Origin of the sequence: Neomegalonema perideroedes DSM 15528 (assembly GCF_000374145.1) — a bacterium.
In the GTDB taxonomy this organism is placed as follows: Bacteria; Pseudomonadota; Alphaproteobacteria; order Rhodobacterales; family Rhodobacteraceae; genus Neomegalonema; species Neomegalonema perideroedes.
This window is the reverse complement of sequence record NZ_KB893653.1, coordinates 304,740-323,440: the sequence shown is the minus strand read 5'-3', so window position 1 is coordinate 323,440 and position 18,701 is coordinate 304,740. Positions and strand designations below refer to the sequence as shown.

General features: G+C 65.3%; 26 protein-coding genes. All 26 read right to left on the bottom strand.

Annotated features, from left to right (window positions below; all coding sequences use genetic code 11):
* Nucleotides 1–46 precede the first annotated feature (46 nt).
* Nucleotides 47–523 carry a 50S ribosomal protein L15 gene (gene rplO / locus B161_RS0101555; protein ID WP_018631591.1) on the bottom strand — a complete coding sequence of 159 codons (477 nt, stop codon included), beginning with the start codon at nucleotides 521–523 and terminating at the stop codon, nucleotides 47–49.
* 117 nt (nucleotides 524–640) lie between these two features.
* A complete protein-coding gene (gene rpmD / locus B161_RS0101550) occupies nucleotides 641–832 on the bottom strand; it encodes a 50S ribosomal protein L30 (RefSeq protein WP_018631590.1) in 192 nt (63 codons plus the stop codon).
* A 10-nt stretch (nucleotides 833–842) separates the two neighbouring features.
* Nucleotides 843–1,415, bottom strand: coding sequence for a 30S ribosomal protein S5 (rpsE, locus tag B161_RS0101545; protein ID WP_018631589.1), 573 nt, complete (start codon nucleotides 1,413–1,415; stop codon nucleotides 843–845).
* Between the two features lie 12 nt (nucleotides 1,416–1,427).
* Nucleotides 1,428–1,790: a 50S ribosomal protein L18 gene (gene rplR / locus B161_RS0101540; protein ID WP_018631588.1), complete on the bottom strand. Its 363-nt coding sequence runs from the start codon at nucleotides 1,788–1,790 to the stop codon at nucleotides 1,428–1,430.
* Nucleotides 1,791–1,800: 10 nt separating this feature from the next.
* Nucleotides 1,801–2,334, bottom strand: a complete 534-nt coding sequence (gene rplF, locus B161_RS0101535) for a 50S ribosomal protein L6 (protein ID WP_018631587.1) — start codon at nucleotides 2,332–2,334, stop codon at nucleotides 1,801–1,803.
* Between the two features lie 64 nt (nucleotides 2,335–2,398).
* A complete protein-coding gene (gene rpsH / locus B161_RS0101530) occupies nucleotides 2,399–2,797 on the bottom strand; it encodes a 30S ribosomal protein S8 (RefSeq protein WP_018631586.1) in 399 nt (132 codons plus the stop codon).
* Between the two features lie 13 nt (nucleotides 2,798–2,810).
* A complete protein-coding gene (gene rpsN / locus B161_RS0101525) occupies nucleotides 2,811–3,116 on the bottom strand; it encodes a 30S ribosomal protein S14 (protein WP_018631585.1) in 306 nt (101 codons plus the stop codon).
* A gap of 20 nt (nucleotides 3,117–3,136) precedes the next feature.
* Nucleotides 3,137–3,700: a 50S ribosomal protein L5 gene (rplE, locus tag B161_RS0101520; protein WP_018631584.1), complete on the bottom strand. Its 564-nt coding sequence runs from the start codon at nucleotides 3,698–3,700 to the stop codon at nucleotides 3,137–3,139.
* Nucleotides 3,700–4,011, bottom strand: a complete 312-nt coding sequence (rplX, locus tag B161_RS0101515) for a 50S ribosomal protein L24 (RefSeq protein ID WP_018631583.1) — start codon at nucleotides 4,009–4,011, stop codon at nucleotides 3,700–3,702. The genes rplE and rplX overlap by 1 nt, the downstream gene beginning before the upstream one ends.
* Entirely contained in the window at nucleotides 4,011–4,379 is a 369-nt protein-coding gene (rplN, locus tag B161_RS0101510) for a 50S ribosomal protein L14 (protein ID WP_018631582.1), read from the bottom strand. The genes rplX and rplN overlap by 1 nt, the downstream gene beginning before the upstream one ends.
* Nucleotides 4,380–4,456: 77 nt before the next feature.
* Nucleotides 4,457–4,687, bottom strand: coding sequence for a 30S ribosomal protein S17 (gene rpsQ, locus B161_RS0101505; RefSeq protein ID WP_018631581.1), 231 nt, complete (start codon nucleotides 4,685–4,687; stop codon nucleotides 4,457–4,459).
* Nucleotides 4,688–4,703: 16 nt separating this feature from the next.
* On the bottom strand, nucleotides 4,704–4,910 hold the full coding sequence (gene rpmC, locus B161_RS0101500; protein WP_018631580.1) for a 50S ribosomal protein L29: 207 nt from the start codon (nucleotides 4,908–4,910) through the stop codon (nucleotides 4,704–4,706).
* 129 nt (nucleotides 4,911–5,039) lie between these two features.
* A complete protein-coding gene (gene rplP, locus B161_RS0101495; RefSeq protein ID WP_018631579.1) occupies nucleotides 5,040–5,453 on the bottom strand; it encodes a 50S ribosomal protein L16 in 414 nt (137 codons plus the stop codon).
* A 34-nt stretch (nucleotides 5,454–5,487) separates the two neighbouring features.
* Entirely contained in the window at nucleotides 5,488–6,204 is a 717-nt protein-coding gene (rpsC, locus tag B161_RS0101490) for a 30S ribosomal protein S3 (RefSeq protein WP_018631578.1), read from the bottom strand.
* Nucleotide 6,205: 1 nt separating this feature from the next.
* Nucleotides 6,206–6,589 carry a 50S ribosomal protein L22 gene (rplV, locus tag B161_RS0101485; RefSeq protein WP_018631577.1) on the bottom strand — a complete coding sequence of 128 codons (384 nt, stop codon included), beginning with the start codon at nucleotides 6,587–6,589 and terminating at the stop codon, nucleotides 6,206–6,208.
* Nucleotides 6,590–6,593: 4 nt separating this feature from the next.
* A complete protein-coding gene (gene rpsS, locus B161_RS0101480) occupies nucleotides 6,594–6,872 on the bottom strand; it encodes a 30S ribosomal protein S19 (RefSeq protein WP_018631576.1) in 279 nt (92 codons plus the stop codon).
* A 12-nt stretch (nucleotides 6,873–6,884) separates the two neighbouring features.
* Complete coding sequence (rplB, locus tag B161_RS0101475; RefSeq protein ID WP_018631575.1) at nucleotides 6,885–7,718, bottom strand: 50S ribosomal protein L2; 834 nt, start codon at nucleotides 7,716–7,718, stop codon at nucleotides 6,885–6,887.
* A gap of 31 nt (nucleotides 7,719–7,749) precedes the next feature.
* The gene (locus B161_RS0101470) at nucleotides 7,750–8,046 is read right to left on the bottom strand and encodes a 50S ribosomal protein L23 (RefSeq protein ID WP_018631574.1); all 297 of its coding nucleotides are present in this window, start codon (nucleotides 8,044–8,046) and stop codon (nucleotides 7,750–7,752) included.
* The gene (rplD, locus tag B161_RS0101465) at nucleotides 8,043–8,660 is read right to left on the bottom strand and encodes a 50S ribosomal protein L4 (RefSeq protein ID WP_018631573.1); all 618 of its coding nucleotides are present in this window, start codon (nucleotides 8,658–8,660) and stop codon (nucleotides 8,043–8,045) included. The genes B161_RS0101470 and rplD overlap by 4 nt, the downstream gene beginning before the upstream one ends.
* A complete protein-coding gene (gene rplC, locus B161_RS0101460) occupies nucleotides 8,660–9,379 on the bottom strand; it encodes a 50S ribosomal protein L3 (protein ID WP_020607767.1) in 720 nt (239 codons plus the stop codon). Before rplC ends, rplD begins: the two co-directional genes overlap by 1 nt.
* A gap of 14 nt (nucleotides 9,380–9,393) precedes the next feature.
* A complete protein-coding gene (gene rpsJ / locus B161_RS0101455) occupies nucleotides 9,394–9,702 on the bottom strand; it encodes a 30S ribosomal protein S10 (RefSeq protein ID WP_018631571.1) in 309 nt (102 codons plus the stop codon).
* A gap of 109 nt (nucleotides 9,703–9,811) precedes the next feature.
* Nucleotides 9,812–11,002 (bottom strand): elongation factor Tu, encoded by a 1,191-nt coding sequence (gene tuf / locus B161_RS0101450; RefSeq protein ID WP_018631570.1) that lies wholly within the window; start codon nucleotides 11,000–11,002, stop codon nucleotides 9,812–9,814.
* A 71-nt stretch (nucleotides 11,003–11,073) separates the two neighbouring features.
* The gene (gene fusA / locus B161_RS0101445; RefSeq protein WP_018631569.1) at nucleotides 11,074–13,161 is read right to left on the bottom strand and encodes an elongation factor G; all 2,088 of its coding nucleotides are present in this window, start codon (nucleotides 13,159–13,161) and stop codon (nucleotides 11,074–11,076) included.
* 56 nt (nucleotides 13,162–13,217) lie between these two features.
* The gene (gene rpsG / locus B161_RS0101440) at nucleotides 13,218–13,688 is read right to left on the bottom strand and encodes a 30S ribosomal protein S7 (protein WP_018631568.1); all 471 of its coding nucleotides are present in this window, start codon (nucleotides 13,686–13,688) and stop codon (nucleotides 13,218–13,220) included.
* Nucleotides 13,689–13,720: 32 nt separating this feature from the next.
* Complete coding sequence (gene rpsL, locus B161_RS0101435) at nucleotides 13,721–14,092, bottom strand: 30S ribosomal protein S12 (RefSeq protein ID WP_018631567.1); 372 nt, start codon at nucleotides 14,090–14,092, stop codon at nucleotides 13,721–13,723.
* Nucleotides 14,093–14,441: 349 nt separating this feature from the next.
* Nucleotides 14,442–18,674 (bottom strand): DNA-directed RNA polymerase subunit beta', encoded by a 4,233-nt coding sequence (rpoC, locus tag B161_RS0101430; RefSeq protein WP_018631566.1) that lies wholly within the window; start codon nucleotides 18,672–18,674, stop codon nucleotides 14,442–14,444.
* Between the last annotated feature and the right edge of the window lie 27 nt (nucleotides 18,675–18,701).

Genomic DNA, 18,701 nt, shown 5'->3' with positions numbered 1-18,701 from the left:
CTCGGGAGGACCGCAGGGCGCTCCCGAGCCGCCGAGCGCCGTCAGGTCAGACGGCTTCGGACGCGGCTTCGGGAAGATGGAGCGTCCCGCCCGCCTTTGCAACCGCCTCGCGGGCCGAAGCCGAGGCTCCGGCGGCGCGGATGGTCAGCTTGCGCTTCAGCTCGCCGCCGCCGAGGACGCGCAGGCCGTCCTTGGCCGCGCGGGAGACGCCCGCCGCCACGAGGACTTCATGGGTGATCTCGGCCGAACCGTCGATGCGGCCCGCCTCGACCAGCGCCTCGAGGTCGCCGATGTTGATGATCGCGTGCTGCTTCGAGAAGATGTTCTTGAAGCCGCGCTTGGGCAGACGGCGGTGAAGGGGCATCTGGCCGCCTTCGAAGCCCTTGATGGCCACGCCGCGGCGCGAGCCCTGACCCTTGATGCCGACGCCGGAGGTCTTGCCCTTGCCGGAGCCGGGGCCGCGGCCCACGCGGAATTTGCGGGTGACGGCGCCTTCGTTGTCGCGAAGCTCATGCAGTTTCATGACGCTCTCCTGATCGCCGGACCTGATCGACGCGCGTCATCAGCGTCGGAGGCCGCGGCCTGAAAATGTGAAGCGGGCGGCCCGATGGGGCCGCCCGGAGAATGCGGTCCGAAGGGCTCAGGCCTTCGGCTCGACCACTTCGACCAGATGCTGGATCTTGTTGATCATCCCCCGCACGGAGGGCGTGTCCTCAAGAGTCCGGGTCCGGTTGATCTTGCCCAGACCGAGGCCGCGCAGAGTGGCGGCCTGATCCTCGGTGCGGCGGGCGGCGCTGCGGACCTGACGGACCGTCACCGTAGCTTTCGACATCTTCGCCTCCTTACTCGGTCAGGGCCGAAACGGCCTCGCCGGGACGGCGGGCGAGAATGTCGGCCACCTTCTTGCCGCGACGGGCGGCCACCGCGCGCGGCGAGGTCTCGTTCTTGAGCGCCTCGAAGGTCGCGCGGACCATGTTGTAGGGGTTGGGCGAGCCGATGGATTTCGCCACCACGTCCTGCACGCCCAGAGCCTCGAAGACGGCGCGCATCGGGCCGCCGGCGATGATGCCCGTGCCCGCGGCGGCCGAACGCATCATGACGCGGCCCGCGCCCCAACGGCCCGGAGCGTCGTGATGCAGGGTGCGGCCTTCGCGCAGATGCACGCGGATCAAGCCGGCTTTCGCCTGCTCGGTCGCCTTGCGGATCGCCTCAGGCACTTCGCGGGCCTTGCCGTGGCCGAAGCCGACGCGGCCCTTCTGGTCGCCGACGACGACCAGCGCGGCGAAGCCGAAGCGCTTGCCGCCCTTGACGGTCTTCGAGACGCGGTTGATGTGGACCAGACGATCCACGAATTCGGAATCGCGCTCGTCGTCGCGGTTGCGGTCGCGGTTGCGCTCGCCATCCTGACGGGCCATGGATCGCCCTCCTTAAAACTGCAGCCCGGCCTCGCGGGCCGCGTCGGCGAGCGCCTTCACGCGCCCATGGAACAGATAGGCGCCGCGGTCGAAGTAGACCTGCTCCACGCCCGCGGCTTTGGCCCGCTCGGCGACGAGCTTGCCCACGGCGGCGGCGGCGTCCTTGTTGCGTTTGCCCTTGAAGGAGGCCAGATCGGCCTCCAGCGTCGAGGCGGCGGCGAGGGTGCGGCCCTCGACGTCGTCGATCACCTGAGCGTAGATGTTCTGCGAAGACCGGAAGACCGAAAGACGCGCGCGCCCTTCGGAGACCTTCTTGAGACGGCCCCGCACCCGCTGACGGCGGCGCGCGAGGGCTTCCTGATTGGATTTGGCCATGAGGGCGCCCTTACTTCTTCTTGCCTTCCTTGCGGAAGATGAATTCGCCGGCGTATTTCACGCCCTTGCCCTTATAGGGCTCGGGGGGGCGCCAAGCGCGGATCTCGGCGGCCACCTGGCCGACGCGCTGTTCGTCGATGCCCGAAATCTCGATCTCGACCGGCTTGGGGGTCTTGATCTCGATGCCTTCGGGGATCTCGTAATTCACGTCGTGGGAATAGCCGAGCGACAGCTTCAGGACTTTGCCCTGAACCGCCGCGCGATAGCCGACGCCCTCGATCTCAAGCTTCTTGCTGAAGCCGTTGGTGACGCCGATCTGGAGATTCTCGACGACGCTGCGCGACATGCCCCACATGCTGCGGGCGCGCTTGCTGTCGCCGCGCGGCGCGAAAGCGACCGCGCCGTTCTCTAAGACCACCGACACATCGTCGGGAACGGTGAAGCTGCGCTGACCCTTCGGTCCTTTGACCGAAACCGTCTGGCCTTTCACCTGCACGTCCACGCCCTTGGCGACGGGAACGGGCTTTTTGCCGATACGCGACATGGTTTCCTCTTCTGGTCCGTCGGTTCTCCCGCCTTGCGGCGGGAGCCTTGCGGACCGGCCAGTGTTAGAAGACGGTGCAGAGCACTTCGCCGCCGATGTTCTTCTCCCGCGCGGAGGCGTCGGACATGACGCCCTGCGAGGTCGAAACGATGGAGACGCCGAGACCGTTGCGGACCCGCGGCATCTTCTCGACGCCGGTGTAGACGCGGCGGCCGGGCTTGGAGACGCGCTTGATCTCGCGGATCACGGGCTCGCCGTCGAAATACTTCAGCGAGATCTCGAACTGCGGGTGCGAACCCGGCTCTTCGAGGCGCTCATAGGCGCGGATGTAGCCTTCGGCGGCCAACACGTCCAGCACCCAGCCGCGCAGACGCGAGGCGGGGGTGCGCACCGTGGAGCGGCGGCGCAGCTGAGCGTTGCGGATGCGGGCCAGCATGTCGGCCAGAGGATCGGTCATGGTCATTGGGTAACCCTCCTCACCAGCTGGACTTGGTCATGCCCGGGATCAAGCCTTCGGAGGCGAAATCCCGCAGGGCGATGCGCGACATGCGCAGCTTGCGATAATAGCCGCGCGGACGTCCGGAGACCTCGCAGCGGTTGCGGATGCGGTTCGGCGCGCTGTTGCGCGGCAGTTCCGAAAGCTGAATGCGCGCTTTGAAGCGCTCTTCAGGGGGCAGAGACTCGTCCTTCGCCGCCGCCTTGAGGCGGGCGCGCTTGGCCGCGTATTGAGCGGCCAGACGCATGCGGCGGTTGTTGGTCTCGATGGAGCTTTTCTTCGCCATATCGATGCTGTTCCGATGCGTCAGTTAGCGCTGGTGATGAAGGGCATGTTGAAGCGCTTGAGCAGAGCTCGCGCCTCGTCGTCGGTTTTGGCCGTGGTGCAGATGATCACGTCCATGCCCCAGGCGTTCTCCGCCTTGTCGTAATCGATCTCCGGGAAGATCAGATGCTCGCGGACGCCCATCGCGTAATTGCCGTAGCCGTCGAAGCTCTTGGGGTTGACGCCCCGGAAGTCGCGGACGCGCGGCAGCGCGATGGTCACCAGACGGTCGAGGAAGTCGTACATCCGGGCCTGACGCAGCGTGACCTTCACGCCGATCGGCATGCCCTCGCGCAGCTTGAAGCCGGCGATGGACTTGCGGGCCTTGGTCACGACCGGCTTCTGGGCGGCGATCAGGGTGAGGTCTTCCTCAGCCGACTTGATCTTCTTGGAGTCGCCCGTGGCCTCGCCGACGCCGATGTTCAGCACGATCTTGTCGAGCCGCGGAATCTGGAGGTCGTTCTTATAGGAGAACTCTTCCTTGAGCGCCTTGCGGATCTCAGAATCGTAAAGAGTCTTGAGACGCGGAACGTAAGTCTCGGACATCAGATCGCCTCCCCGGACTTCTTCGCGAAACGGACCTTCTTGCCGTCCTCGCCGATGCGGAAGCCGACGCGGGTCGGTTCGCCGCTTTTCGGATCGACGAAAGCGAGGTTGGAGAGATCCAGAGCGGCGGGCTTGCTGATGCGGCCGCCTTCCTGAGTCTGGCTCTGGCGCTGGTGGCGCGTGACCAGATTGATCCCGGCGACGACCGCGCGGCCTTCCTTCGGGTTCACTTCGAGGATCTCGCCCTGACGGCCCTTGTCGCGGCCGGTGAGCACGACGACCTTGTCGCCCTTGCGCAGCTTGGCGGCCATCACAACACCTCCGGCGCGAGCGAGATGATCTTCATGTAGTTCTTGGCGCGTAGCTCGCGCGGCACCGGCCCGAAGATGCGCGTGCCGATGGGCTCGCCCTCTTTGCCGATCAGCACGGCGGCGTTGCCGTCGAAGCGGATCACGGTGCCGTCTTCGCGGCGAATCTCTTTGGCGGTGCGCACGACGACGGCTTTGCGCACGTCGCCCTTCTTCACCTTGCCCTTCGGGGTGGCGTCCTTGATGGACACGACGATCACGTCGCCGACCCCGGCGTAACGGCGCTTGGCTCCGCCAAGCACCTTGATGCACATCACTCGACGCGCGCCGGAATTGTCGGCGACGTCCAGATTGCTCTGCATCTGGATCATGGTTCGATCTCCCGACCTAAGCCTATCGGCTTTTCGGCCTCAGACTCGGTTTCGACGACCGGAAACTGGAACGGAGCTTACTCCGCGACCAGCTCCCAGCGCTTCAGCTTCGAGATGGGCGCCCGCTCGCGAATGCGCACCACGTCGCCCTTTTTCGCCGAGTTGGTCTCGTCGTGGGCGTGGTACTTCTTCGAGAGGCGGACGGTCTTTTTCAGAACGGGATGAGTCAGACGACGCTCGACGTAGACCACGATGGTCTTGTCGTTGGCGTCGCTCACCACCTGGCCCTGCAGCACGCGCTTCGGCATTCTCTTTCCTTGGCGTTCAGGCTTCGGCGGCGCTGGCGCGCGCCTTGGCGTTGACCACGGTCAAAACCCGGGCCAGATCGCGCCGAACGGCGCGCCGACGCGCGGGATTCTCAAGCTGCCCCGTCGCCTGCTGAAAACGCAGATTGAACTGCTCTTTCTTCAGCTGCACCAGCGTCTCTTGGAGCTGGTCCGGGGTCTTGTCTTTCAGTTCGGCGGCCTTCATGGCGGTCCTTCCCGAAATCCTTGGACAGGGAGGCCTGATCCCTGAGACAGGGGCGGCCTCCTAGATGAAGTTCGCCGCCCGCGGCGGGGATAACCCCGCCCGAGCGGCTGTTTGGAGATCTTTAAGGGATCACCAGTCCGTGCGTCGAACGAATCGGCACTTGATCGGAAGCTTCATAGCTCCCAAACGGAGCGCCTCCTCTGCCACATCGGGCGGGACGCCGTCAATCTCAAACATGATCCTGCCGGGATGGACGCGGGCCGCCCAGAAATCGACGGAGCCCTTGCCCGAGCCCATGCGGACCTCGGCGGGTTTGCCGGTGACGGGCAGATCCGGGAAGATCCGGATCCACACGCGTCCCTGACGCTTCATGTAGCGCGTGAGCGCGCGGCGGGCCGCCTCGATTTGGCGGGCGGTGACGCGCTCCGGCTCCAGGGCCTTCAGACCATATTCGCCGAAGTTCAGCTCGTAGCCGCCCTTGGCCTGGCCGTGAATCCGCCCCTTATGCGCCTTGCGGTAGGTCGTGCGCTTAGGTTGCAGCATAGTTTCTCTCGCTTCTCAGCTAGGAGGGCCGGAATCAGTCGCGGTCGCGGTCGCGACGCGGACGACCGCCCCCGCCGCCTTCCTGAGCCTCGGCGGCGCGGCGATCGCGGGCCGTCGGGTCATGCTCAAGAACTTCGCCCTTGAAGATCCAGACCTTCACGCCGATGATTCCATAGGCGGTCTTGGCTTCGGCCGTCGCGTAATCCACGTCGGCGCGCAGGGTGTGCAGAGGCACGCGGCCTTCGCGGTACCACTCGACGCGGGCGATCTCGGCGCCGCCGAGACGGCCGCCCACGTTGATGCGGATGCCCTGGGCGCCCATGCGCATCGCCGACTGAACGGCGCGCTTCATGGCGCGGCGGAAGGACACGCGCTTCTCAAGCTGCTGAGCCACGCCCTCGGCGGCCAGCTGAGCGTCGATCTCGGGCTTGCGCACCTCGACGATGTTCAGATGGGTCTCGGCGTCGGTGAAGTCCGAGAGCTTCTTGCGCAGCTGCTCGATGTCCGCGCCCTTCTTGCCGATGATCAGGCCGGGACGGGCGGTGTGGATCGTGACGCGGCACTTGCGGTGCGGACGCTCGATCACCACGCGGGAGACGCCGGCCTGCTTGTGGTTCTTGTGGACGTAGTCGCGGATCGCGATGTCCTCATGAAGCAGCTTGCCGTAATCCTTGTCGTCGGCGTACCAGCGCGAGTCCCAGGTGCGGTTGATCCCGAGGCGCAGCCCGATCGGATTGACTTTATGGCCCATATTACGCGGCCTCCTCTTTGATCTCGCGCAGCTTGATCGTCACTTGGGCGAAAGGCTTTTCGATGCGCGCGTAGCGTCCGCGAGCGCGGGGATGGCCGCGCTTGAGGGTGATGCTCTTGCCGACGTAGGCTTCCGCCACGACGAGGCTGTCCACGTCGAGGCCGTGGTTGTTCTCGGCGTTGGCGATGGCCGACTGAAGCGCCTTGCGCACGTCGATCGCGATGCGGCGCTTCGAGAAGGTCAGCTCGGCCAGAGCCTGAGCCGCCGGCTTATGCCGGATGAGCTGCGCCACGAGGTTGAGCTTCTGCGGGCTGACGCGCAGCATGCGCGCGACGGCCTGAGCCTCATTGTCCGCGAGGCGGCGCGGATTGGATTTCTGTCCCATCGGCTTACTTCCGCTTCGCTTTTTTGTCGGCCGCATGGCCGTAATAGGTGCGGGTCGGCGAGAATTCGCCGAATTTCTGGCCGATCATCTCTTCCGAGACGAGGACCGGAATATGCTTCTGGCCGTTATAGACGCCGAAGGTGAGTCCGACGAATTGCGGCAGGATCGTCGAGCGGCGCGACCAGATCTTGATCACTTCCTTACGGCCCGAGGTGCGGGCGGCTTCCGCTTTCTTCAGCAGATAGCCGTCGACGAAGGGGCCCTTCCAGACGGAACGCGGCATGGGGGCTGCTCCTTACTTCTTCTTGGCGTGACGGCTGCGCAGAATGTATTTCTGCGTGGTCTTGTTCGTGCGGGTGCGGGCGCCCTTGGTGGGCTTGCCCCAGGGCGTGACCGGGTGACGGCCGCCCGAGGTGCGGCCTTCGCCGCCGCCGTGAGGGTGGTCCACCGGGTTCATCGCCACGCCGCGCACGGTCGGACGCCAGCCGAGATGCCGGTTGCGGCCCGCCTTGCCGAGGTTCTGGTTCATGTGGTCGGCGTTCGACACCGCGCCCACGGTCGCCATGCATTCCTCGCGCACGAGGCGCACTTCGCCCGAGTTCAGACGAAGCTGCGCATAGCCGGCGTCGCGGCCGACGAATTGCGCGTAGGTGCCGGCGGAGCGCGCGATCTGGCCGCCCTTGCCCGCCTTCATCTCGATGTTGTGGACGATCGAGCCGATCGGCATGCCCGAGAGGGGCATGGCGTTGCCGGGCTTCACGTCCACCTTCGCGCCGGCGACGACCTTGTCGCCCACCGCGAGCCGCTGCGGCGCGAGGATGTAGGCGACTTCGCCGTCCTCATACTTCACCAGAGCGATGAAGGCCGTGCGGTTGGGATCATATTCCAAGCGCTCCACGACGCCGGGAACATCCCATTTGCGCCGTTTGAAGTCGATGAAGCGATAGAGCCGCTTGGCTCCGCCGCCCCGATGCCGGACCGTCATGCGGCCGAGGTTGTTGCGTCCGCCCGATTTGGTCAGACCCTCGACGAGGGTCTTCTCCGGACGGCCTTTCCACAGCCCCGAACGGTCGATCAGAACCAGCCCGCGCTGGCCCGGCGTGGTCGGCTTATAAGTCTTCAACGCCATTCTTCACGTCTCCCGTCGTTCGTCATCCGGCTCAGAGGCCGGTCGTCACGTCGATCGCATGGCCCTCGCGGAGGGTGACGATCGCTTTCTTCACGTCGCTGCGACGGCCGGGACGGCCGCGGAACAGCTTCTTCTTGCCCTTGGTGACGAGGGTGTTGACCTTCGCGACCTCGACCTTGAAGAGGGCCTCGACGGCCTCCTTGATCTGAGGCTTGTTCGCGTCGATCGCCACCTCGAAGACCACCGCGTTATGCTCGGAGGCCATGGTGGACTTCTCGGTCACGATCGGGCGACGCAGAACGTCGTAATGCTCGGGCTTCACGCTCATTTCAGCCGCGCCTCCAGCGCCTCCACGGCGGCCTTGGTCAGGACCAGGCTGTCGTGGCGAAGGATGTCGTAGACGTTGGCGCCCATGGTCGGCAGCACGTTCACGCCCTCGATGTTGCGCGAGGCGAGGAGGAAGCCCTCGTTCACCTCGGCGCCGTCGATGACGAGCGTCCGGCCCCAGCCCAGCTTGTCGAGCTTCGCCTTGAGAAGGGCGGTCTTGCCCTCGGCGGTGGCGGCGTCGACGATGGTCAGCTTGCCCTCGCCCTGCTTGGCCGAGAGGGCCATCCGCAGGCCGAGCGCGCGGACCTTCTTGGGCAGATCATGCGCATGGCTGCGGGGGGTGAGGCCGATGGCCACGCCGCCCTTGCGGAAGATCGGCGCGCTGCGGGCGCCGTGGCGAGCGCCGCCGGTGCCTTTCTGCTTGTAGATCTTCTTGCGCGTGCCCGCGACTTCGGAGCGCGTCTTGGTCTTGTGGGTGCCCGCCTGACGCTTGGCCAGCTGCCAGCGCACCACGCGATGCAGGATGTCGGCGCGGGGCTCGACGCCGAAGATCGCCTCGTCGAGGTCGATCTCGCCGGCGGAGCCCGCGTCCAGAGTGACGACTTGCGCCTTCATCATTCGCCTCCCTCGGCGGCGGCTTCGGCCTGAGCCGGAGCGGCGGCGGATTTCACGCCGGCCGGAACGGGCGCGCCCTCAGGAGCCGCCTTCTTCACGGCGTCGCGCACCGTGACCCAGCCGCCCTTGGAGCCGGGGACCGCGCCCTTGACCATGATCAGCCCGCGGTCGGCGTCGGTGCGCACGACCTCGAGATTCTGAACCGTCACGCGCACGTCGCCCATATGGCCGGGCATGCGCTTGTTCTTGAAGGTCTTGCCGGGATCCTGACGGCCGCCGGTCGAACCGATCGAACGGTGCGAGACCGAAACGCCGTGGGTCGCGCGCAGACCGCCGAAGCCGTGGCGCTTGATGCCGCCGGCGAAGCCCTTGCCGATGGTCGTGCCCGCGACGTCGACATGCTGGCCGACGAGGAAGTGCTCGGCGGAGAGCTCGGCGCCCACCTCGACCAATTCGGCCTCGGAGACGCGGAACTCGACGAGCTTCTTCTTGGGCTCGACGTTGGCGGCCGCGAAATGGCCGCGCATCGGCTTGGTCACGTTCTTGGCCTTGGCCGCGCTGGCGCCCAAGGTGACGGCCGTGTAGCCGTCCTTCTCGACGGTCCGCTGACCGACGACCTGCAGACGATCCAGCTGCAGCACCGTCACCGGCACCTGACGCCCGTCGTCCATGAACAGCCGGGTCATGCCCAGCTTCTTCGCGATCACGCCTGTACGCATCCGCGTGACCTCCCTCAGAGCTTGATTTCGACGTCGACGCCAGCCGCGAGGTCGAGCTTCATCAGCGCGTCCACGGTCTGCGGCGTCGGATCGACGATGTCGAGCAGACGCTTATGCGTGCGGATCTCGAACTGCTCGCGCGACTTCTTGTCGATGTGCGGCGAACGGTTCACGGTGAACTTCTCGATATGGGTCGGCAGGGGGATCGGTCCCCGGACCTGCGCGCCCGTGCGTTTGGCCGTATTCACGATTTCGCGCGTCGAGGCGTCGAGCGCGCGGAAATCGAAGGCTTTAAGCCGAATACGGATGTTCTGTCCTTGCATCGTGGCTCTCGGCTTTCTTCGCGCGACTCGTCAGAAAAACGTCACGCGCCCGAAAATAAAGGAGCGGCGCGGATCCTTGGCGGGTCCGCGCCGCGGGGTTGTGTTCGCCTTAGGCGATGATCTTCGCGACGACGCCCGCGCCGACCGTGCGGCCGCCTTCACGGATGGCGAAGCGGAGCTTCTCCTCCATGGCGATCGGCTGGATCAGCTCGACTTCCATCTTCACGTTGTCGCCGGGCATGACCATCTCCACGCCTTCCGGAAGCTTGACCATGCCGGTCACGTCCGTGGTGCGGAAGTAGAACTGCGGGCGGTAGTTGGTGAAGAACGGCGTGTGACGGCCGCCTTCTTCCTTCGTGAGGATGTAGGCCTCGGCCTCGAACTTCGTGTGCGGCTTCACCGAACCCGGCTTGCAGAGCACCTGACCGCGCTCGACCTGCTCGCGGGTGATGCCGCGCAGCAGCGCGCCGATGTTGTCGCCGGCCTGGCCCTGATCGAGCAGCTTGCGGAACATCTCGACGCCGGTGACGGTCGTCTTCTGGTTCGGGCGGATGCCGACGATCTCGATTTCCTCGCCGACCTTCACGATGCCGCGCTCGACGCGGCCGGTCACGACGGTGCCGCGGCCGGAGATCGAGAACACGTCCTCGACCGGCATCAGGAAGGGCAGATCGATGGGACGCTCGGGGGTCGGGATATAGGCGTCGACCTCCTCCATCAGCTTCAGAACGGCGTCATGGCCGATCTCGGGGGTCTTGTCCTCAAGCGCGGCGAGCGCCGAGCCCTTGACCACCGGGATGTCGTCGCCGGGGAACTGGTAGGAGGACAGGAGCTCGCGCACCTCCATCTCGACCAGCTCGAGCAGCTCGGGATCGTCGACCATGTCGACCTTGTTCATGAACACGACCAGAGCCGGAACGCCGACCTGACGCGCCAGCAGGATGTGCTCGCGGGTCTGGGGCATCGGGCCGTCGGCCGAGGACACGACGAGGATCGCGCCGTCCATCTGCGCCGCGCCGGTGATCATGTTCTTCACATAATCGGCGTGGCCGGGGCAGTCGACGTGAGCGTAGTGGCGGTTCGCGGTCTCGTACTCGACGTGCGAGGTGTTGATCGTGATGCCGCGCGCCTTCTCTTCCGGCGCGTTGTCGATCTGATCGTAAGCCTTGAACGACGCGCCGCCCTTCTCCGCGAGGACCTTGGTGATCGCCGCGGTCAGCGACGTCTTGCCATGGTCCACGTGGCCGATGGTGCCGATGTTGACATGCGGCTTGTTACGCTCGAATTTCTCTTTGGCCATCTGGGGCCCCTCCGTCTCGCTGAAAGGCGCGCGCCGCCGCTAAGGGTCGACGCGCCGCGCCATCGATGGGATTACTTGTATTTCGCCTGGATTTCCTGGGCGACGTTCTGCGGCACTTGGTCGTAGTGGTCGAACTGCATGGAGTAGGCCGCGCGACCCTGGCTCATCGAGCGCAGCGTGTTCACATAGCCGAACATGTTCGCCAGAGGAACCATCGCCGTGATGACCTGCGCGTTGCCGCGCACGTCGGTTCCGGCGATCTGCCCGCGACGGGAGTTCAGGTCGCCGATCACGCCGCCGACATACTCCTCCGGGCTGACCACTTCAACCTTCATCACCGGCTCCAGCAGAACCGGATTGGCCTTCTGGAGCGCTTCGCGGAAGGCGGTGCGGGCGGCGATCTCGAAGGCGATGGCCGAGGAGTCGACCTCGTGGTAAGCGCCGTCGATCAGAGCGGCCCGCACGTCCACCACCGGGAAGCCCGCGATGGGGCCCGAGGAGAGGACCGAATTCAGGCCCTTCTCCACGCCGGGGATGAATTCCTTCGGCACCGCGCCGCCGACGATCTTGCTCTCGAAGGCGTAGCCCTTGCCGGTCTCGCTCGGACCGACCTCGAGCTTGACGCGCGCGAATTGGCCCGAACCGCCGGACTGCTTCTTATGCGTGTAGTCGATGGTGGTCTCGCCGCGGATGGTCTCGCGATAGGCCACCTGCGGGGCGCCCACGTTGACCTCGACCTTATGCGTGCGGCGCATGATGTCGATCTTGATGTCCAGATGCAGCTCGCCCTGGCCCTTGATGATCGTCTGGCCGGATTCCGGATCCGTCGCGAGATAGAAGGAAGGATCCTCGGTCGCCAGCTTCTGGAGAGCGATGATCATCTTCTCTTGGTCGGCCTTGGTCTTGGGCTCGACCGCCATCTCGATGACGGGCGCCGGGAAGATCATCTTCTCAAGGATCACCGGCTTGGCGGGATCGCAGAGCGTGTCGCCCGTGCGGGTCTCCTTCAGGCCGATCAGCGCCACGATGTCGCCGGCGTAGGCCTCGGTGATCTCCTGACGCTGGTTCGCGTGCATGAGCACCATGCGGCCGATGCGCTCGTTCTTCTCGCGGGCGGTGTTGAGAAGGCTCACGCCCTTCTCCAGCTTGCCCGAATAGACGCGCGCGAAGGTCAGGACGCCGAAGGGGTCGTCCATGATCTTGAAGGCGAGCAGCGACAAAGGCGCGTCGTCGCTGGAGGGACGGGTGGTCTCCTCGCCGGTCTTATAGTCGATGCCTTTGATGTCCGGCACGTCGGTCGGCGCGGGCAGGAAGTCGACCACGGCGTCGAGCAGGGGCTGAACGCCCTTGTTCTTGAAGGCCGAACCGCAGAACACCGGGAAGAAGGCGCCGGTCAGAACCGCCTTGCGGACGAGGCGGCGCAGCGTGGCGGCGTCCGGCTCTTCGCCCTCAAGATAGGATTCCATGACGGCGTCGTCGAGCTCGACGGCGGCTTCGATCATCTCGGCGCGCATCTCCTCGGCTTTCGCCTGAAGATCGGCCGGGATCGGGCCGCGCGACATCTTATTCGTCGCTTCGTCGCTGTCCCAGGTGATGGCGTCCATCTCGATGAGATCGATCATGCCCTTGAACTCGGACTCGGCGCCGATCGGCAGCTGCAGCGCCACAGGGCGCGCGCCGAGACGGTTTTTGATGTCCTTGAGGCAGTTCTCGAAGCTCGCGCCCGTCTTGTCCATCTTGTTGCAGAAGACGATGCGGGGCACGCGGTATTTGTCGCCCTGACGCCAGACGGTTTCGGTCTGGGGCTCGACGCCCTGGTTGCTGTCGAGCACGCAGACCGCGCCGTCGAGCACGCGCAGCGAGCGCTCGACTTCGATGGTGAAGTCGACGTGGCCGGGGGTGTCGATGACGTTCAGGCGGTATTTTTCGCCGTCGCGGCCCGTCCAGAAGGTCGTGGTCGCGGCGGAGGTGATGGTGATTCCGCGCTCCTGCTCCTGCTCCATGAAGTCCATGGTCGCGGCGCCCTCGTGGACTTCGCCGACCTTATGGGACTTGCCCGTGAAGTAGAGGATGCGCTCCGACGTCGTCGTCTTTCCGGCGTCGATATGCGCCATGATGCCGAAGTTGCGGTAGCGCGTGAGCGGATATTCGCGGGCCATCTCAATTCATCCTGATGCGAGGGGGCCGCCACGCCTTCGTGGCGGCTCCGTTGCGCTTACCAGCGGTAATGGCTGAACGCGCGGTTCGCGTCGGCCATCTTATGGGTGTCTTCGCGCTTCTTCACGGCCGAGCCGCGATTGGCGACGGCGTCGAGAAGCTCGTTGGAGAGCTTGTCGATCATGGTGGTCTCGCCGCGGCCGCGGGCCGCCGAGATCAGCCAGCGAATCGCGAGGGCCTCGCGGCGCTCGGGGCGCACGTCCACCGGCACCTGATAGGTCGCGCCGCCGACGCGGCGGGAGCGCACTTCAAGCGAGGGCTTCACGTTGTCGAGGGCCTCGTGGAACACTTCGACCGGGCTGCGGCGCAGCTTCTGCTCGATGCGCTCGAAGGCGCCGTAGACGATGCCTTCGGCGACGGACTTCTTGCCCGCATACATGAGCTTGTTCATGAAGCGGCTGACGACGAGGTCTCCGAACTTGGCGTCCGGCAGGACTTCGCGCTTTTCCGCTCTGTGACGACGCGACATAGGTTCTTCCTTCGAATCGGATCAGTTGCGGATCACTTCGGACGCTTGGCGCCGTAGAGCGAGCGACGCTGCTTGCGGTTCTTGACGCCTTGGGTGTCGAGAACGCCGCGCAGGATGTGATAGCGCACGCCAGGAAGATCCTTGACGCGGCCGCCGCGGATCAGGACCACCGAGTGCTCCTGAAGGTTATGTCCCTCGCCGGGGACGTAGCTGATGACCTCGAAGCCGTTCACGAGGCGCACCTTGGCCACTTTACGAAGCGCCGAGTTCGGCTTCTTCGGGGTCGTGGTGTAGACGCGGGTGCAGACGCCGCGTTTCTGCGGGCTGCCTTCAAGGTGGATCACCTTGTTGCGGACCGGCTTCGGGGTCCGCGGCTTGCGGATCAACTGCTGGATCGTCGGCATCTCTTCGCCTTAACTCCGTCGTGACCGGCCCCTAGCGCGGCCGCGAATAGAAATAAGGGCCGCGTCGGCGCTCCGCCGGAAGCGCGGCCAGAAACCCAGAGGACCGCAGAGCTTTCGCCCCGAGGTCGTGAACCGAGTTTGCTTTGAATACCAAAGCCCGGAAGGAATTGAGTCGCCTCATTCCCCGAACGCTGGCGGAACCTAATTGGAAGAGCTGAAGAGGTCAACAGCTTTTCGGACGCGGATCAGGGCTGAGGCCCGGCCTTCCGAAGGGCGTCCTCCCGCCCGGCTCGAAACGCCCGCCGCGCCTTGCGGCGCGACGGGAATAAGCTTTTGATCGCTCGCGCGATTAGGAGGCGGAATCCGCCGCCGGATCGGCCGCGGGAGCGGTCGCGAGGACCGGCTCCGCCAGAGCTTCGAGAGCCAGAGCGGCGTCCGCCGCGGCCTGACGATCCGCCACGATCTTGCGGTCGCGCTCGGCGGCGATTCGCCGATAGCGCGCGGCCTGGCCGCCCGTGCCCGCCGGAATCAGACGTCCGACGATCACGTTCTCCTTCAGGCCGTCCAGGCGGTCGCTCTTGCCCTGCACCGAGGCTTCGGTGAGGACCCTCGTGGTCTCCTGGAAGGAGGCCGCCGAGATGAAGCTGCGCGTCTGGAGCGAGGCCTTGGTGATGCCCAGCAGAACCGGCTTGCCCTTGGCGGGGCGACGGCCTGCGGATTCCGCCTTGGCGTTCTCGGCGTCGAATTCGTCGCGCTCGACCTGCTCTCCGGCCAGCAGCGTGGTGTCGCCCGACTCCTCGATCTCGATCTTCTGCAGCATCTGCCGCACGATGACTTCGATGTGCTTGTCGTTGATCTTCACGCCCTGCAGCCGATAGACGTCCTGAATTTCATTGATGAGGTAGTCGGCCAAAGCCTCGACCCCCATGATCGCCAGAATGTCGTGCGGCGCCGGATTGCCTTCCAGCAGATATTCGCCCTTCTGGATGAAGTCGCCCTCCTGAACGGCCAAGTGCTTGCCCTTCGGGATGAGATGCTCCACCGGCTCGACGCCCTCTTCCGCGGGCTCGATGGTCAGACGGCGCTTGTTCTTATAGTCGCGGCCGAAACGCACATAGCCGTCGATCTCCGCGATGATCGCGTGGTCCTTCGGACGACGCGCCTCGAAAAGCTCGGCCACGCGCGGCAGACCGCCCGTGATGTCGCGGGTCTTGGCGCCCTCGCGCGGAATGCGCGCCAGAACCTCGCCCACTTTGATCTCCTGCCCGTCCTCGACCGAGAGAATGGCGTCCACCGACATGAAGTAATGCGCGGGGTTGCCGTTCTCCAGCTTCACCATCTCGCCGGAGGAATCGACGATGGTGATGGCGGGCTTCAGATCCTGACCGCGCGGAACCGCGCGCCAGTCGGAGACGATGCGCTGGCTGATGCCCGTCGCCTCGTCCGTCTCCTCGCGCACCGACATGCCGGGGATCAGGTCGACCAGCTTGGCCACGCCCGCGCGCTCCGAGAGGATCGGCAGGGTGTAGGGATCCCATTCCGCGATCTTCTGGCCGCGGCGGATCTCGTCGCCCTCCTTGACGAGGAGCTTCGAGCCGTAGGCCAGCTTATGCAGCGCGCGCTGACGCCCTTGCGGGTCCAGAATCGCGATCTGCACGTTGCGGCCCGCCGCGATGACGTCGCCCGCCGCGTTGGTGAGCGTGCTGCGCGCATTGACGATCTGCGCCGTTCCCTCTTGCGAGGCCTCGGCGAAGCTGCTGGTGGCCAGCTGCGCCGTGCCGCCGATATGGAAGGTGCGCATGGTCAGCTGGGTGCCCGGCTCGCCGATGGACTGCGCGGCGATGATGCCCACCGCCTCGCCGATGTTCACCGGGGTGCCGCGCGCCAGATCGCGGCCGTAGCACTGGGCGCAGATGCCTTCCTCAAGGGCGCAGGTCAGCGGCGAGCGGATCTTCACCCGCTGCACGCCGATCTTCTCGATCTCCAGAGACATGGTCTCGTCGATCAGGGCGCCCGCAGCGAGGAAGACCTCGTTGGAGGTCGGATGGAGCACGTCCTCCAGCAGGGTGCGGCCCAAGATGCGCTCGGAGAGGGGCGAGACGATTTCGCCGCCCTTGACCACGGCCTGAACCGTGATGCCCTCTTCGGTGCCGCAATCGTCGACCTTGACGATGCAGTCCTGAGCCACGTCCACGAGGCGGCGGGTCAGATAGCCCGAGTTCGCGGTCTTCAGCGCGGTGTCCGCGAGGCCCTTGCGGGCGCCGTGGGTCGAGTTGAAGTATTCGAGAACGGTCAGGCCCTCTTTGAAGTTCGAGACGATGGGGGCCTCGATGATCTCGCCCGAAGGCTTGGTCATCAGGCCGCGCATCCCCGCGAGCTGCTTCATCTGGGCGGGCGAGCCGCGCGCGCCGGAATGGGACATCATATAGACCGAATTCGGCTCCAGCTGACGGCCCGTCTCCGGGTCGAAGCGCGGCGCGGCGATGCGGTCCATCATGGCGGCGGCGACCTTGTCGGTGCACTTCAGCCAGGCGTCGACGACCTTGTTGTATTTCTCGCCCTGCGTGATCAGGCCTTCCTGATACTGCTCCTCGAAGACCTTCGCCTGTTCGCGGGTGGCCTCGACGATGTCCCATTTCTCGGGCGGAATCTCCATGTCGTTCTTGCCGAAGGAGATGCCCGCCTTGAAGGCCTCGCGGAAGCCGAGCTGCATCATCTGATCGCAGAAGACCACCGTGTCCTTCTGACCGCAGTGACGATAAACGGCGTCGATGACCTCGCCCACTTCGCGCTTGCGGAGCAGACGATTGACGATCTCGAAGGAGATGTCGCCGGTCTTGGGCAGCAGGGCGCCGAGCTTCATGCGGCCCGGAGTCGTCTCCACGCGGCGCGAGACGGTTTCGCCTTCGGCGTTGGTCTCTTCGATGCGGGTGACGATCTTCGTATGCATGGTGATCGCGCCCGAAGCGAGGGCGTGGTCGATCTCGTTCATGCTGGAGAGGAGCATGCCCTCGCCGGGCTCGCCCTTCTTCTCAAGCGAGATGTAGTAGAGGCCGAGGATGATGTCCTGCGAGGGCACGATGATCGGACGGCCGCTCGCGGGGCTGAGGATGTTGTTGGTCGACATCATCAGCACGCGCGCCTCCAGCTGGGCCTCAAGGCTCAGCGGGACGTGGACGGCCATCTGATCGCCGTCGAAATCGGCGTTGAAGGCCGAGCAGACCAGCGGGTGGAGCTGAATCGCCTTGCCTTCGATCAGGGTGGGCTCGAAAGCCTGAATGCCGAGGCGGTGGAGCGTCGGGGCGCGGTTCAGCAGCACCGGATGCTCGCGGATCACCTCGTCGAGGATGTCCCAGACCTCGGGACGCTCCTTCTCGACCAGCTTCTTCGCCTGCTTGACGGTGGAGCTGTGCCCCTGAGCGTCGAGCTTGGCGTAGATGAAGGGCTTGAAGAGCTCCAGCGCCATCTTCTTGGGCAGGCCGCATTGATGGAGCTTCAGCTCCGGACCCACCACGATCACCGAACGGCCCGAGAAGTCCACGCGCTTGCCGAGCAGGTTCTGACGGAACCGGCCCTGCTTGCCCTTGAGCATGTCGGCGAGCGACTTCAGCGGACGCTTATTGGCGCCCGTGATGATGCGGCCGCGGCGGCCGTTGTCGAAGAGCGCGTCCACGGCCTCCTGAAGCATGCGCTTTTCATTGCGGACGATGATGTCCGGCGCGCGCAGCTCGATCAGCCGCTTGAGGCGGTTGTTGCGGTTGATGACGCGGCGGTAAAGATCATTCAGATCCGAGGTCGCGAAGCGGCCGCCGTCCAGAGGCACCAGCGGACGCAGCTCCGGCGGAATCACCGGAACCACGGTCAGAATCATCCACTCGGGCCGGTTGCCCGATTCGATGAAGCTCTCGACCAACTTCAGGCGCTTGATGATCTTCTTCGGCTTGAGCTCGCCGGTGGCCTCGGAAAGCTCCACGCGCAGGCGCTCGGCCTCGGCGTCGAGGTCGATGGCGGACAGCATCTCACGGACGGCCTCGGCGCCGATTCCGGCGGTGAAGGTGTCTTCGCCGAATTCGTCCTGAGCGTCGAGCAGCTCCTCGTCGGTGAGCAGCTGGCCCGGCTTCAGCGTGGTCATGCCCGGATCGAGCACGATGTATTGCTCGAAATAGAGCACCCGCTCCAGATCGCGCAGAGTCATGTCGAGCATCAGGCCGATGCGCGAGGGCAGAGACTTCAGAAACCAGATATGGGCGACCGGCGCGGCCAATTCGATATGGCCCATGCGCTCGCGGCGCACCTTCGAGAGCGTGACTTCGACGCCGCATTTCTCGCAGGTGATGCCCTTGTATTTCATGCGCTTGTACTTGCCGCACAAGCATTCGTAATCCTTCACCGGGCCGAAGATGCGGGCGCAGAAGAGCCCGTCCCGCTCCGGCTTGAAGGTGCGGTAGTTGATGGTCTCAGGTTTTTTAATCTCGCCGAAAGACCAAGAGAGGATCTTCTCCGGGCTGGCGAGCGAGATGCGGATTTCGTCAAAGCTTTTGGGCGCAGCCAGCGGATTGAAGACGTTGGCGATCTCGTTCATCACTATGCTCCTGCGCGGCCCCGTGGG